The sequence below is a fragment of the Embleya sp. NPDC050154 genome, from assembly GCF_044460165.1.
In the GTDB taxonomy this organism is placed as follows: domain Bacteria; phylum Actinomycetota; class Actinomycetes; order Streptomycetales; family Streptomycetaceae; genus Embleya.
The window spans coordinates 63657-77424 of sequence record NZ_JBITJP010000012.1 but is presented as its reverse complement, the minus strand read 5'-3'; the positions used below and the strand labels follow the sequence as shown (position 1 = coordinate 77424).

General features: G+C 70.7%; 12 protein-coding genes and 1 tRNA gene. 11 read left to right on the top strand and 2 right to left on the bottom strand.

What is annotated here, in order from left to right:
* Positions 1 to 73 precede the first annotated feature (73 nt).
* The 4 genes from ACIBSV_RS25115 (at position 74) to ACIBSV_RS25100 (ending at position 4691) form a co-directional block, all read left to right on the top strand.
* Positions 74 to 949 carry a tryptophan 2,3-dioxygenase gene (locus ACIBSV_RS25115; RefSeq protein WP_395866653.1) on the top strand — a complete coding sequence of 292 codons (876 nt, stop codon included), beginning with the start codon at positions 74 to 76 and terminating at the stop codon, positions 947 to 949.
* Between the two features lie 22 nt (positions 950 to 971).
* Positions 972 to 2267: a kynureninase gene (gene kynU / locus ACIBSV_RS25110; RefSeq protein ID WP_395866651.1), complete on the top strand. Its 1296-nt coding sequence runs from the start codon at positions 972 to 974 to the stop codon at positions 2265 to 2267.
* 148 nt (positions 2268 to 2415) lie between these two features.
* A complete protein-coding gene (locus ACIBSV_RS25105) occupies positions 2416 to 3489 on the top strand; it encodes an ArsA-related P-loop ATPase (RefSeq protein ID WP_395866649.1) in 1074 nt (357 codons plus the stop codon).
* Entirely contained in the window at positions 3486 to 4691 is a 1206-nt protein-coding gene (locus ACIBSV_RS25100) for an ArsA family ATPase (protein ID WP_395866647.1), read from the top strand. The genes ACIBSV_RS25105 and ACIBSV_RS25100 overlap by 4 nt, the downstream gene beginning before the upstream one ends.
* Positions 4692 to 4912: 221 nt before the next feature.
* Here the strand turns inward: ACIBSV_RS25100 and ACIBSV_RS25095 are convergent, their stop codons facing one another.
* Complete coding sequence (locus ACIBSV_RS25095; RefSeq protein ID WP_020554910.1) at positions 4913 to 5227, bottom strand: WhiB family transcriptional regulator; 315 nt, start codon at positions 5225 to 5227, stop codon at positions 4913 to 4915.
* 369 nt (positions 5228 to 5596) lie between these two features.
* Between ACIBSV_RS25095 and ACIBSV_RS25090 the strand changes: the two genes are divergently transcribed.
* On the top strand, positions 5597 to 7969 hold the full coding sequence (locus ACIBSV_RS25090; protein ID WP_395866645.1) for a transglycosylase domain-containing protein: 2373 nt from the start codon (positions 5597 to 5599) through the stop codon (positions 7967 to 7969).
* Between the two features lie 330 nt (positions 7970 to 8299).
* Here the strand turns inward: ACIBSV_RS25090 and ACIBSV_RS25085 are convergent, their stop codons facing one another.
* Positions 8300 to 8758 (bottom strand): GatB/YqeY domain-containing protein, encoded by a 459-nt coding sequence (locus ACIBSV_RS25085; protein ID WP_395866643.1) that lies wholly within the window; start codon positions 8756 to 8758, stop codon positions 8300 to 8302.
* 168 nt (positions 8759 to 8926) lie between these two features.
* Here ACIBSV_RS25085 and ACIBSV_RS25080 point away from each other — a divergent pair, with 168 nt between their 5' ends.
* The 6 genes from ACIBSV_RS25080 to ACIBSV_RS25055 all read left to right on the top strand — a co-directional run bounded on the left by ACIBSV_RS25080 (position 8927) and on the right by ACIBSV_RS25055 (position 13666).
* Positions 8927 to 9859 carry a metallophosphoesterase gene (locus ACIBSV_RS25080; RefSeq protein WP_395866641.1) on the top strand — a complete coding sequence of 311 codons (933 nt, stop codon included), beginning with the start codon at positions 8927 to 8929 and terminating at the stop codon, positions 9857 to 9859.
* Between the two features lie 49 nt (positions 9860 to 9908).
* A tRNA-Pro gene (locus ACIBSV_RS25075) sits at positions 9909 to 9982 on the top strand.
* A gap of 437 nt (positions 9983 to 10419) precedes the next feature.
* Positions 10420 to 10827 (top strand): RidA family protein, encoded by a 408-nt coding sequence (locus tag ACIBSV_RS25070; RefSeq protein WP_395866639.1) that lies wholly within the window; start codon positions 10420 to 10422, stop codon positions 10825 to 10827.
* Positions 10828 to 10877: 50 nt separating this feature from the next.
* Positions 10878 to 11444 (top strand): TetR/AcrR family transcriptional regulator, encoded by a 567-nt coding sequence (locus ACIBSV_RS25065; RefSeq protein WP_395866637.1) that lies wholly within the window; start codon positions 10878 to 10880, stop codon positions 11442 to 11444.
* Positions 11445 to 11585: 141 nt separating this feature from the next.
* Positions 11586 to 12101, top strand: coding sequence for an SRPBCC family protein (locus ACIBSV_RS25060; RefSeq protein WP_395866635.1), 516 nt, complete (start codon positions 11586 to 11588; stop codon positions 12099 to 12101).
* A 107-nt stretch (positions 12102 to 12208) separates the two neighbouring features.
* Complete coding sequence (locus tag ACIBSV_RS25055) at positions 12209 to 13666, top strand: MFS transporter (protein WP_395866634.1); 1458 nt, start codon at positions 12209 to 12211, stop codon at positions 13664 to 13666.
* Positions 13667 to 13768 lie beyond the last annotated feature (102 nt).

The following is a 13768-nucleotide window of genomic DNA, read 5'->3' as shown; positions in this document are numbered from 1 at the left end:
ACGATTCCATATGGGCACTCCCCGACCGGCCCTTCCGGCGCACCGGCGGGACCGGCCGGAGAGGTGACCTGCGATGACGTTCGACGAACGGACCCCACCGGCCGATCCGGCGAGCGCGACGTGTCCGATGGCGGGCCCGCGTCGAGGCCCCGCGGACGCCGCGGCGCCGCCGTACGCGGACTACGTGCAACTCGACCGGCTGCTCTCCCTCCAGCGCACCCGCACCGACGTGCCCGCCGAGCTGTCGTTCCTGATCTCCTCCCAGGTGATGGAGCTGCTGTTCGCGCTGCTGCGGCACGAATGGACGATCGCGGGCGAACGGCTCGACGCACACGACGTGCCCGGCGCGATCGGCACGCTGCGGCGCAGCATCCGCGAGCTGGACGTGCTGGTGTCCACGTGGGACCTGCTCGCGACGCTCACCCCCGGCGAGTTCGGCGGCTTCCGGGACGCGCTCGGCGACGCGTCCGGCTTCCAGTCGCACCTGTACCGGCATCTCGAATTCCTGCTCGGCGTCAAACGCGCGGGCGTGCTGCGGCCCTACACGGGCAGTCCGGAGGTGCACGCCGAGCTGGAGCGCTCGTTGCGCGCGCCGAGCCTGTACGACCACGCGCTCGCCCTGCTCGCCCGCCGGGGTCGACACACCCCGACTCCCGGCGCGGATCCGAGTCGGCCGTACGAGCCGTCCCAGGACGTCGAACGCGCGTGGGCGGGCGTGTACACGGACGGCGTGGTCGACTTGGTCGAGCTCGGCGAGGTGCTCACCGACATCTCCGAGCGCTGGACCCGCTGGCGCGAGCGACATCTGGCCGCCACACTGCGAGCGCTGGGAAACCGGCCGGGCACGGGTGGCTCGGCCGGAGCGTCTTGGTTGGAGCAGACCGTACGTGTGCGCGTTTTTCCCGAATTGTGGACCATGCGCACCTTGGTCGAACCATCGAAGGTCTGATTCATCGAAAGATGGGTGAAGCATGTCCGATTCCTTGCCGAACACGGCCGCCGACGACGCGTCGGTCCGACTCTCCAACGGTCGCCTAGCGGCCGGACGGGTGGCCGAAGCCGCCGAACTGGACGCGGCCGACCCGCTGGCGCACGTGCGCGAGCGGTTCCTGCTGCCGGCAGGCGTGATCTACCTCGACGGCAACTCGCTGGGCGCGCTGCCCGCCGCGGTGCCCGAGGCGCTGAACGACGCGGTGCACCGCCAGTGGGGCACCGACCTGATCCGCTCCTGGAACGCCAACGACTGGTGGGGGGCGCCCGCGCGGATCGGCGACCGGATCGGCGCGCTGATCGGCGCCGCGCCCGGTCGGGTGGTGTGCGGCGACTCGACGTCGGTGCAGATCTTCAACGCGATCGCCGGTGCCCTGCGGCTGCGCCCGGGACGCACCGTGGTGCTGGCCGACCCGGACAGCTTCCCCACCGACCTCTACCTGGCCGACTCGATGGCCGGCCTGCTCGGCGCCCAGGTGCGCCGGGTCCCGGTCGGCGAACTCGCCGAGGTGCTGCGCGCGGACGGCGACACGGTCGCGGTGATCGCCTACAACCACGTCGACTACCGCAGCGGCGAACTGCGCGACCTGCCCGGATTGACCGCCGCGGCGCACGCGGTCGGCGCGTTGGCGCTGTGGGACCTGTGCCACTCCGCCGGCGCGTTCCCGATCGACCTGGACGCGCACGACGTCGACCTCGCCGTCGGCTGCGGCTACAAGTACCTGTCCGGCGGCCCCGGCGCGCCGGCGTTCGTCTACGTGGCCGAGCGGCACATCGCGGACTTCGCGCCCGCCCTGACCGGCTGGCACGGGCACGCGAACCCGTTCGGCATGGAGCCGGGATACGCGCCCGCGCCGGGCATCGAGCGGGCCCGGATAGGCACCCCGCCGCTGTTGTCGATGCTCGCGCTCGAAGCCGCGCTCGGCGCCTACGACGACGTGTCCATGACGGCCGTGCGGGCCAAGGGCCTGGCGCTGACCGACCTGTTCATCGCCTGCGTCACCGATCTGGGCCTGGAGACGCTGACCCCGCTCGAGCACGCGCGGCGCGGCAGCCAGGTCGCGGTGCGCCACCCGGAACCGCACGCGGTGATGGCGGCGCTGATCGACCGGGGCGTGATCGGCGACGTCCGGCCGCCGGATGTGCTGCGCTTCGGGTTCAACCCGCTCTACATCGGCCACGCCGACGTGGTCGAGGCCGCGCGCGTCCTCGGGGACATCCTGGAGACGGGGGCGTACAAGGACGCGCGCTACGCCGTTCGGGCGACGGTGACGTGACGCGGGTCACCACAGGGGGATCACCTCCGACCGGGCGGGGACGGGGTGGTTAGGCTCGACTCGTGAGTTTGGGTGCGCGGTCACACGGGTCCGGTAACGCCTCGGCTGCGGCCGAATGGCGCAAGCCTTCGAGGGCAGGGATCCGGGCATGCCACGTACCCGAGACGACCGTCGCGCCGGCCGCCCCGGCCGTACCCGCTGGACGGACGCCGTGAGCACCTCGACGGCGGGCGCACGCACGACCGACGGCAACGCCGACTGGGAGGGCGTGCGCCTGCACGTGGTCAGCGGCAAGGGCGGCACCGGCAAGACCACCGTGGCCGCCGCGCTGGCACTGGCGCTGGCCTCGGGCGGGCGGCGCACGCTGCTGGTCGAGGTGGAGGGGCGACAGGGCATCGCGCAGCTCTTCGACTGCCCGCATCTGCCCTACGAGGACCGCAAGATCGCGGTCGCCCCGGGTGGCGGCGAGGTGTACGCGCTCGCGATCGACCCGGAAGAGGCGCTGCTCGAATATCTCGACATGTTCTACCACCTGGGTCGGGCCGGTAAGGGCCTGAAGAAGCTCGGGGCGATCGACTTCGCGACCACCATCGCGCCGGGGCTGCGCGACGTGCTGCTGACCGGCAAGGCGTGCGAGTCGGCCCGGCGCCGCACGCAGGGGAAGTTCGCCTACGACGCGGTGGTCATGGACGCGCCGCCCACCGGCCGGATCGCACGCTTCCTCAACGTCAACACCGAGGTCGCGGGGCTGGCCAGATTCGGCCCGATCCACACCCAGGCCGAGGCGGTGATGGGGGTGATCCGCTCACCGCAGACCGCGGTCCACCTGGTCACCCTGCTGGAGGAGATGCCGGTCCAGGAGACCGTGGACGGCGTCACCGAACTGCGCGACTCGGGCCTGCCCACCGGCGGCGTGGTGATCAACATGGCCCGGCCGCCGCTCCAGGCCGAGGACGAGAGCGACACCGGACAGCGGCTCACCGCCGAGCTGCTCGAGGCCGGCCTGGTCGCGGGCGGCATCAAGCCCACCCGGCCGCTGGTCACCTCGCTGCTGGCCGAGGCCGACGAGCACGCGAGCCGGATCGAGTTGGAGAGCACCGGCCGCGCCCTGGTCCGCGGGCTGGACCTGCCGGTGTACGAACTGCCGCTGCTGGCCGACGGAATGGACCTGGGCGGTCTGTACCGCCTCGCCGAAGCGCTGCGCGAGCAGGGGATGGCATGAACAGGCTGGAGATCGACGAGCTGATCGACGACCCGGGCACCCGCATCCTGGTGTGCTGCGGCTCCGGCGGCGTCGGCAAGACCACCACCGCCGCGGCGCTCGGGCTGCGCGCGGCCGAACGCGGTCGGGACGTGGTGGTGCTGACCATCGACCCCGCACGCCGGCTCGCCCAGTCGATGGGCCTGACCGAGTTGGACAACACGCCGCGCCGGGTCGTCGACGTCGACGAGACCAAGGGCGGCAGCCTGCACGCGATGATGCTCGACATGAAGCGCACGTTCGACGAGATCGTCGAACAACACGCCGACCCCGAGCGCGCGCAGCAGATCCTGGACAACCCGTTCTACCAATCGTTGTCCTCCAGCTTCGCCGGTACGCAGGAGTACATGGCGATGGAGAAGCTGGGCCAGTTGCACGCGACCGGCGAGTGGGACCTGATCGTGGTGGACACCCCGCCGAGCCGGTCCGCGCTCGACTTCCTCGACGCCCCCCAGCGCCTGGGCTCGTTCCTGGACGGCCGGCTGATCCGGATACTCTCCGCTCCCGCCAAGGTCGGCGGGCGCGGCGCGCTCAAGTTCCTGTCCGCGGGCATGGGCCTGATGACCGGCGCGCTCAGCAAGGTGGTCGGCACCCACCTGCTGACCGACATCCAGACCTTCGTGGCCGCGCTGGACACCACCTTCGGCGGCTTCCGCAAGCGGGCCGACGCGACCTACAAACTGCTCCAGGCGCGCGGCACCTCGTTCCTGGTGGTCGCCGCGCCGGAGAAGGACGCGCTGCGCGAGGCCGCGTACTTCGTCGACCGGCTGGGCACCGAGCGCATGCCGCTGGCCGGCCTCGTGCTCAACCGCGTGCACGCCACGCGCGCCGGTCGGCTGTCCGCGGAACGCAGCGTGGCCGCGGCCGAGGCGCTGACCGAGCAGGCGGAGCAGGCCGAACAGCTCGCGCAGGCCGAGGAGGTCGAGGAGGTCGAACCGCTCGACGGTGAGCACCCGTCGCGGCCCGCCGACCTGCGCCTGGTCGCGGGACTGCTGACGCTGCACGCCGAGCGGTTGCGGGTGATCGACCGGGAGGAGCGCATGCGCACGCGCTTCACCTCGATCCACCCCGAGGTGCGGGTGGCCGAGGTTCCGGCGCTGCCCGGTGACGTGCACGACCTGGACGGGCTGCGGGTGATCGGCGAGAGCCTGGGCACGGGCTGAGCCCGGGTCCGCCGGCAGCCCGAATCCGCTCGGCGACCCGCGATCGCTGTCGATCGGTTTCACCCGGTTTCATCCGCACCCGCGCGCCACGCCGCGGCTGTCGTCCGTATCGACCCACCGTGCCACGGGGTTCGTCCGTACCCGCCGGGACCCGGGCCTGACTCCCGGCCCCGGCGGGTTCTCACGTGCGAACGAGGTGGCGTTCGGCCGTCGACACGTGCTCAGCCGGCGACCCGAAACTCCTCGTCTCCGTGGATGTCGCGCTCGTACTCCTCGCGCGCGGTCTCCAGCAGCCGACGCCACGAGGTGATCATCGGCCGGCGGCGCAGCAGCGCGCGCCGCTCCCGCTCGGTCATGCCACCCCAGACGCCGAACTCCACTCGATTGTCCAGCGCGTCCGCCAGGCACTCGGTGCGGACCGGACACCCGGTGCACACTGCCTTGGCGCGGTTCTGCGCCGCCCCCTGCACGAACAGCTCATCCGGATCGGTACTCCGGCAGGCGGCCTGCGTGCTCCAGTCGGTAACCCAGCTCATGCTGGTGCCGTCCTCTCCCGATTTTCGAGGCTCCCCCAACGGCGGCGAAGGGAATTCCCGACGCCAAGCAGGACGGTACGAAACCCTGGGCACGCGCAACAGCCCCTGTGCGGGCAGTCATCGATGGCCCGGAAGGACTATGCGCAAATATGGACCCACCCGTCCGGGTGAATGCTCTTGCGTTTCCGGTCACGGCTTCACTCAGAAGGAGGCACGTCCGCGGCACAGAGCACGGCAGCGAGATCCGACATCCGGCCGCATTCACTCTAAAGAGTGAAATGGCTACTGACACGGATCCCCCGGCTGCTCCGCCAGCTTAGGCGAAGTCCCTTCACCGCGTAGGGTGTTTCGACACGTAGGCTGTCGCCCATGGCCCGAACTTCCTCCGGCTCGGCCCGCCCGAAACGCGGCTCGTCCCGCTCACGATCCCCGTTGGGCTTCGTGGGACGGTTCGCCGCCTTCGTGGGTGCGAGCATCCTCGCCGGCGCCCTGGTCGCGGGAATCGCGCTGCCCTTCGTGGGAGGCTTCGGCCTGACCGCGAAGGCGGCGTCGGAAAACTTCGACGATCTGCCCAGTGATCTGGATCAACCGTTCCTGTCGCAGCCGTCGTACATCCTCGACTCCGAGGGCAACCAGCTCGCGATGGTCTACGACCGGTATCGCATCCTGGTGAACTTCGACCAGATCTCACCGATCATGCGTCAGGCGATCGTGGCGATCGAGGACTCGCGCTTCTACGAGCACGGTCCGATCGACCTCAAGGGCACCCTGCGCGCCCTGATGCGCAATCAGCAGTCGGGTGGCACGGGATCCAAGCAGGGCGGTTCCAGTCTCACCCAGCAGTACGTGAAGAACATCTTCGTGGAGGAGGCCGGCAACGACCCGGCCAAGGTGGCCAAGGCTCAGGCCCAGGAGGTCTCCCGCAAGGTCAAGGAACTGAAGTACGCGATCGGCCTGGAACAACGGCTGTCCAAGGACGAGATCCTCACCAGGTATCTCAACATCACCTTCTTCGGCCGCCAGGCGTACGGCGTCGAGGCCGCGTCGCAGCGCTACTTCAGCAAGCACGCCAAGGACCTGACCCTGACCGAGGCGGCCACCCTGGCCGGCGTGGTGCAGGCGCCCTCGGCGTACGACCCGATCGGCTACCCGAACGCCGCCCGGGAACGACGCAACATAGTGTTGCAGCGCATGGCCGAGGTGAAGGTCATCTCGCAGGTCGAGGCCGACGCGGCCAAGGCCACCGAACTGAACCTGAAGACCCAGCCGCTGCCCAACGGCTGCATCACCGCCGACCAGATCGACGGTGCCGCGTTCTTCTGCGACTACGTCGAACGGGTGGTCAAGAACGACCCGGCGTTCGGCGCGAACAAGGGCGACCGCGACCGGTTGTGGCGCGAGGGCGGTCTGCGGATCACCACCACGTTGGACCGAAAGGCCCAGAAGTCGGCCTACACCGCCGCAACCAAGGGCGTACTCCAAAAGGACCCGGTCGCCGACGCGGTCGTCATGGTCGAGCCGGGCAGCGGCAAAATCAAGGCGATGGCGCAGAGTCGGCCGTACGGGTTCGGCGACTACGAGACCACGCTCAACTACTCGGTCGACCACTCCATGGGCGGCTCGACGTACGGCTTCCAGACCGGCTCGACGTTCAAGCCGATCACCGCCGCGGCGGCGCTGGAGAGCGGGATGAAGGTCGACCAGGAGTACTCCACGGGCTACGACATCGACATGCGGAAAGAGAAGTTCCGCACCTGCGGTGACGCGGCCCGGGACCCGCAGTACCAGCCGCAGAACGAGAGCCGCAGCGAGACCGGCACCTGGAACATGCAGACCGCGCTGGAGAAGTCGATCAACACGTACTTCGTCCTGTTGTCCAAGGACGTGGGGCTGTGTCCGATCGCGACGCTCTCCGACCAGCTCGGTGTGCACCAGGGCAACGGCAAGGCGCTGGAGCAGGTGCCGAGCATGACGCTGGGCGCCAACACGGTCGCGCCGATGAACATGGCCGCCGCGTACGCCGCGTTCGCCAGCCGTGGGGTCTACTGCTCGCCGATCGCGGTCACCGAGGTGGCCAAGCTCGACGGCACCAAGCTGCCCGTCCCCCAGGCGGGTTGCAAGCAGGTGATGAAGCAGTCGACGGCGGACACGATCAACGCGCTGCTCAAGGGCGTGGTCGAGGACGGCACCGGCACCCAGGCCGGCCTGAAGGACCGGGACAACGCGGGCAAGACCGGTACCACCAACGAGCGCAAGGCGGCCTGGTTCGTCGGCTACACGCCGAACCTGTCCACCGCGGTCTGGATCGGTGGCGCCAAGGACGACGTCGAGATGGTCGACATCACCATCGCCGGCGTCCGCCACGACAAGGTCTACGGCGGACAGGTCCCCGGACCGATCTGGAAGTCCGCGATGTCCGGTGCGCTCAAGGGCGTGGAAGCGCCCGGCTTCGTCGATCCCCCCTCGGGGACGATCCCGGCGAAGCCGGACCCGAACAAGAAGCCGACCGACGGCAAGCCGCGGGATCAGAACCGGCCGCCGACGGGCGGTACGAACACGCGGCCGCCGTGGACTCCGCCGACCACGCCGACCAACACCACGCCGCCCGGCGGGGGTAACGGGGGCAACAGTGGTGGCGGAGGCGGCAACACCAAGCCGCCGGAGTCGACGCGACCGCCGGGGCACTCGTGGCCGCCGATCGGGGGCGGGCCCGGGGGTGGCGGGTTTGGTGACGACGGGTGAGGGGCGCCGACGGGTGACGACCGAGGGGGCCGGTGTCGGCCGGGCTCCTTGGTGAATCCGGTGTCGGGCGGGGTCCGTGGGTTCGTGAGTCTTTGAGTTCGTGACTCTGCGGATTCGTGAGTCTGCGGGTTCGTGACTCCGGGGCTCTGCGGGCCCGTGGGCTCCGCGGCCACGTCGGCTCTCTCGGCTCCGTCGGCTCCCTCGGCTCCACGTGAACGACGATGGCGGTGCTCCCCTGTTTCTGGGGGGGCACCGCCATCGTCGTCGTGTCGGGTGCGGTCGGCCGGAATCGGGCCCGGGTGGGCCGGTGTGGGCCGGGGCCGCGTCGGGTCAGGTGGTGCCGAGCTGGCTCTTGATCTCGGCGGCGATCCGGCCGCCCTCGGCCTTGTCGCCGACCTTGGGACGGACCACCTTCATGACCTGACCCATCGCCTGCGGACCACTCGCCCCGGTCTCCGCGATGGCGTCGGCGACGATCACCTTGAGCTCGTCGTCGGACAGTTGCGCCGGCAGGTAGGCCGCGAGGACCTCGCCCTCGGCGCGCTCGCGGGCGGCGGACTCGGTCCGGCCACCGTTCTCGAAGGCCTCGGCGGCCTCGCGACGCTTCTTCGCCTCGCGCACGATGACCTTGAGGACCTCGTCGTCGGACAGCTCGCGGGCCGTCTTGCCCGCGACCTCCTCGTTGGTGATCGCGGTCAGGGTGAGGCGCAGCGTCGAGGAGACCAGTTCGTCACGGGACCGGATGGCCTCGGTGAGGTCGCTCTGCAAACGGCTCTTGAAGGGGCTCATGGGGTCAAGTGTCGCAGCCGTGGGCGTGGGTGCCCCACCCAATTACCCGGGTGCGGCCCGAGGCGGACCTGTCGAGGGCGTCGTGCCGACCTGCCGCGTTGTGGTCGGCGGAGCGGCACAACGCCATCGAGACTGCCGACGACCGGCCGGCTCTGCCAGCATGGAGGGATGCGACCGCGTTCAGCCTTCCCCCTAGCCGTTGCCGTCACCGGGGCCGCCTGCCTCACCTATGCGGCGGCCTACGAGGCCCGTTCGTTCCGTCTGCGCCGGGTCGAGGTGCCGGTGTTGCCACGCGGGGCGCGGCCGGTACGGATCCTGCAGGTGTCCGACATCCACATGGTCTCCGGCCAGCGCCGCAAGCAGGAGTGGCTGCGCCGGCTCGACGCGCTGCACCCCGACTTCGTGCTGAACACCGGCGACAACCTGTCCGACCCGGACGCGGTGCCCGAGACGCTCGACGCGCTCGGCCCGCTGCTCGGCCGGCCGGGAGCGTACGTATTCGGCTCCAACGACTACTACGGCCCGCGCCCCAAGGACCCCACCGGCTACCTGCGCCGCGACGACGGCACCCGCCGGCTCGGCCGCGAAAACCCGTGGACCGACCTGCGCGACGGCTTCGACGCGGCGGGCTGGGAGAACCTCAACAACGCGCGCGGCCGCGTCAAGGTGGACGGCCTGGAGATCGAGTTGGTCGGCCTGGACGACCCGCACATAGACCGGGACCGCTACGAACAGGTGGCCGGCGGCCCCGACCCGGCAGCGGACATCTCGCTCGCCGTCGTGCACGCCCCGTACCTGCGCGCCCTGGACGCCTTCACCGCCGAGGGCTACCCCCTCGTGATCGCCGGCCACACCCACGGCGGCCAGGTCTGCGTCCCCTTCTACGGCGCGCTCACCACGAACTGCGACCTCGACCGCAAGCGCGCCAAGGGCCTGTCCAAACACACCTCCGCCGACCGCGAGGCCTACCTCCACGTCTCCGCCGGCTGCGGCACCTCCCGCTACGCCCGCTTCCGCTTCGCCTGCCCCCCCGAGGCCACCCTCCTCACCCTGACACCCCGTCAATCCACCGCCGGCTCCCTCCCCCCGGCCCCCCGCTAAACCGGATTTCGCCTCAGGCCCCCGACCCGCTAAGCTGAACGCGCAGCATCGGGGTGTGGCGCAGCTTGGTAGCGCGCTTCGTTCGGGACGAAGAGGCCGTGGGTTCAAATCCCGCCACCCCGACTCGGATTGGAGACCCTTCCGGAAATTCCGGAAGGGTCTCTTTTTTGCGTAGCGGCGGCCACGGCTCCACCAGGACCAGCACGCCGAGGCCCGAGTAGGCCGCCGCCTTGCCGACGCGGTCGCGGGGCTTTCTGTTCTTCTTCGAGAAACCGGACTTCCTGCTCTTCGCGCCCGGGGTCGCGGACCCGACCCAGGTCGGTTCGGCCGCCGGGTACTCCTTTGTGTCAATGGCGGAGAGCCCATTTGTTGGCGACATCGGATCCGGCTCGTCGATGGGCCGTGAACTGCATGGTCACCATCTGGTTCCCCTCTCACCGAAAAGTGCGTTCTTCCACGTCAGCGCAGACTCTCCTACGGTTTCCGAGTAACCGAAAGAGAGCGATCGCCTCGATTCGGTGGGAACGGGCTGCGGCCCGCAGGACGAGGAGGCGAACAGCATGGCCATCACCCTGGTGAACCCCGGCGGACTGCCGGAGATCGACGTGTACCGGCAGGTGTCGATCGCGACCGGGTCGAAGCTGGTCTTCGTTGCCGGGCAGGTCGCCTGGGACGCCGACGGCGTCACGGCCGCCCCGGGCGATCTCGCCGCGCAGGTCGAACAGTGCTACCTCAACGTCGCCACCGCCCTGGCCGGGGCGGGCGCGTCCTTCGACGACGTGGCGAAGCTGACCGTCTACGTCGTCGACTGGACGCCCGACAAGATGCCCCTGTTCCTGGACGGGCTGTCGCGGGCGGCCGGGAAGCTGGGCGTCACGCCGGTAGCGCCGGGCACTCTGCTGGGCGTCGCGGCGCTGGACGTCCCCGAGCACCTGGTCGAGGTCGAGGCGATCGCTGTCATCGACTGAACCAGCACGCCGGGGTTGACGCCGCAGGGTGTGAGTGATTGAGTACTCACATGAATACGGAACCACGCCGAACACTCTCCACCGCCGACGAACGCCGCGAGACGGTGCTGCGCACCGCCATCGGGGCGTTCGCGGCGAAGGGGTACTACGGCACGACGACCACCGAGGTGGGCAAGGCCGCGGGCATCTCGCAGGCCTACGTGTTCCGGCTCTTCCCGAACAAGGAGAGCCTGTTCGTCGCCGTGGTCGAGTACTGCTTCCTCCGCGTCCGGGAGAGCCTGGAGCGCGGCGCGGCGGCGGCCGAGGGCAGTTCGCCCGAGGCGGTGCTGTCCGCGATGGGTGAGGCGTACGCCCGCCTGATCACCGACAACGACCTGCTCCTGGTGCAGATCCACGCCCAGGCCGCGGCGGCTTCCGAGCCCGCCGTGCGCGATGTGGTGCGCACCGGGTACGCCCGACTCGTCGAGTACGTGCGCGGCGCCTCCGGGGGCGACGACGCGCAGGTCCAGCAGTTCTTCGCCCGCGGGATGTTGTGCCACCTGGTGTCGGCGATCGGCGCCGCCGAGGTGGACGCGCCGTGGACGCGCACACTCGCGACCGGCATCCGGCACTACTGACCCGTCCGAGCCACATCCCCACGTCGCACCACACCACCGCCCGGGAGCGCCTTTCGCCGGACCTCATAGTGAGTGGTTGATCACTCATTCAAGTCACGACCTCGCCGCACCTCAATCCACCCCACCCCCGAGGAGTCCCCCATGTTCGCCGCCGCCATCGCCATCGCCACCGCCCTCCCGCTCGCCTTCTCGCCCGGCGGACACGGCTCGATCGGCATCGACGAAAACGCCCCGGTCATCACCCGCGACCACATCACCATCCACGCGCCACTGGACCGGGTGTGGCGGATCCAGACCGACGTCGAGGCATGGCCCGCCTGGCAGCCCGGCGTGAGCTCGGTGGTCAAGCAGACGCCGGGGCCGCTGCGTCCGGGATCGTCGTGGGTCTGGTCGACCGAGGGCTTGGAGGACATCACGTCCACGGTCAAGCAGGTCGACCCGAAGCGGCGCATCGTGTGGGGCGGGCCGGCCCAGGGCATCACGGCGGTCCACGTGTGGACGTTCACCAAGACCAAGGAAGGTGTGCGCGTCCACACCGAGGAGTCCTGGACCGGCGAACCCGTCGAGGCGAACAAGGAGTTCCTGCAGCAGGCGCTCGACGGCTCGCTCGGCCATTGGCTGAACAACCTCAAGCAGCGCGCGGAACGCTGCGACTGACGCGCGCTCGTGCGCGGCCCTCCGGGGCGTTCTTTTTTACGGCAAAGAATGATTGATCAATCACACACTGACGCCACATCGAGACGACCTCGGAACAGGAGTCCCCCATGTCCTCGGCACCCCTCGCCCAACCGGCGGACCCGCCCTCCACCGCAGCGGACCCGGCCGCCGGCCCGGCCGGTCGGGTGCTGGCCGTCCTCGCGGCAGCGCAGTTCGCGGTGGTGCTGAGCACGTCGATCGTGAACGTCGCCCTGCCGCAGGTCCGCGACGGGATCGGCCTGTCGGGTGACGGGATGGCGTGGGTGGTCAACGCGTACGGCCTCGCCTTCGGCGCGCTGCTGTTGCCCGGCGGGCGGCTCGCCGATCTGCTGGGACAGCGCCGAGTCCTGCTCGCGGGACTCGCCGTCTTCACCGCCGCGTCGGTCGCGGCGGCATCGTCCACCGCACCGTGGTTGCTGATCGCGGCCCGGGCCACCCAAGGGCTGGGCGCCGCCGCGATCGCACCGGCCGCGCTGGCGCTCGTCATGCGGACCTTCGCACCGGGACCGGCGCGCGGCAAGGCGCTCGGCGTGTGGGGCGCGGTATCGGGGGCGGGCGGCGCAGCGGGCGTCCTCTTGGGCGGCGTGCTCACCGAAGCCTTCGGCTGGCGTGCGGTGTTCGTGGCGGTCGCGGTGCTCGGCGGCGCCGTGCTGGCCGCCTCCTCCCGGCTGCTGCCGGGCACACGGCCGGCCGGGGACCACGGCACCCGCTCCTTCGACCTCGGCGGCACCGCGACGGTGACACTCGGACTGGTCGCCCTCGTCTACGGCCTGACCACCGCGGGCCGCAACGGCTGGACCGACCCCCGGGTCCTGACCGCGATCTCCGTAGCCGTACCCCTGCTCGGCCTGTTCGCGGTGCTGGAACGGCGCCACAGCGCACCGCTGTTGCCGCCGCGCCTGCTCAGGTCCGGCGCGGTCGCTCCGGCGAACCTCGTGATGACGCTGCTGGGCGGCGTGTGGGTGGGCCTGTTCTTCTTCCTCCCGCTCTACCAGCAACAAGCCCTCGGATACACCGCCTTGCGGGCCGGGCTCACACAACTCCCGCTTGCCGTGGCCAACATGCTCGGCGCGGCCGTCGCACCACGGCTCGCCCGGCGGTTCGGAGCGGGCTCCGTGCTCGCGGCCGGTATGGCCACCATCGCCGGCGGCTTCCTGTGGCTCTCCCGGATATCGGCGGACGGCGGCTTCCTCGGCGACCTCCTCGGCCCGACCGTCGTCGTCGGCCTCGGCCTCGGCGCCGCCTTCGTCCAACTCACCGGCGCGGCCGTCGCCGGAGTCCCGACCGCCGACGCGGGGTCGGCCGGCGGACTGGTCAACACCACACGGCAGATCGGCGGTGCGCTGGGGCTGGCCGTACTCGGCACCCTCGCCACCGCGCGCACCGATGCCGCCGGATCGGCGGTCCCCCACGAGGTCGCGCTCACCGACGGCTACCGCACCGCCTTCCTGGTCTCCGCGGGCATCGCCGCCGTCGGCGCCCTGCTGACTCCCCTGCTCACCCGGCGAACCACGCCGACCCCCTGAACTCCGCCGCAACCGAAGCACGCCCCCGCACCTCGCCCGACCCGCAGACCCGAGAACCGCAGAGCCGAGAGCCCCAAACCCGAGAGCCGCAGACCGGAAGGA

Excerpts from the sequence above, each read along its gene's own strand:
- ACIBSV_RS25055 (WP_395866634.1), top strand. The coding sequence starts at position 12,209 with ATGTCCTCGGCACCCCTCGCCCAACCGGCGGACCCGCCCTCCACCGCA.
- ACIBSV_RS25105 (WP_395866649.1), top strand. The coding sequence starts at position 2,416 with ATGCCACGTACCCGAGACGACCGTCGCGCCGGCCGCCCCGGCCGTACC.
- kynU (WP_395866651.1), top strand. The coding sequence starts at position 972 with ATGTCCGATTCCTTGCCGAACACGGCCGCCGACGACGCGTCGGTCCGA.
- ACIBSV_RS25100 (WP_395866647.1), top strand. The coding sequence starts at position 3,486 with ATGAACAGGCTGGAGATCGACGAGCTGATCGACGACCCGGGCACCCGC.
- ACIBSV_RS25115 (WP_395866653.1), top strand. The coding sequence starts at position 74 with ATGACGTTCGACGAACGGACCCCACCGGCCGATCCGGCGAGCGCGACG.
- ACIBSV_RS25090 (WP_395866645.1), top strand. The coding sequence starts at position 5,597 with ATGGCCCGAACTTCCTCCGGCTCGGCCCGCCCGAAACGCGGCTCGTCC.
- ACIBSV_RS25095 (WP_020554910.1), bottom strand. The coding sequence starts at position 5,227 with ATGAGCTGGGTTACCGACTGGAGCACGCAGGCCGCCTGCCGGAGTACC.
- ACIBSV_RS25080 (WP_395866641.1), top strand. The coding sequence starts at position 8,927 with ATGCGACCGCGTTCAGCCTTCCCCCTAGCCGTTGCCGTCACCGGGGCC.
- ACIBSV_RS25060 (WP_395866635.1), top strand. The coding sequence starts at position 11,586 with ATGTTCGCCGCCGCCATCGCCATCGCCACCGCCCTCCCGCTCGCCTTC.
- ACIBSV_RS25065 (WP_395866637.1), top strand. The coding sequence starts at position 10,878 with ATGAATACGGAACCACGCCGAACACTCTCCACCGCCGACGAACGCCGC.
- ACIBSV_RS25085 (WP_395866643.1), bottom strand. The coding sequence starts at position 8,758 with ATGAGCCCCTTCAAGAGCCGTTTGCAGAGCGACCTCACCGAGGCCATC.
- ACIBSV_RS25070 (WP_395866639.1), top strand. The coding sequence starts at position 10,420 with ATGGCCATCACCCTGGTGAACCCCGGCGGACTGCCGGAGATCGACGTG.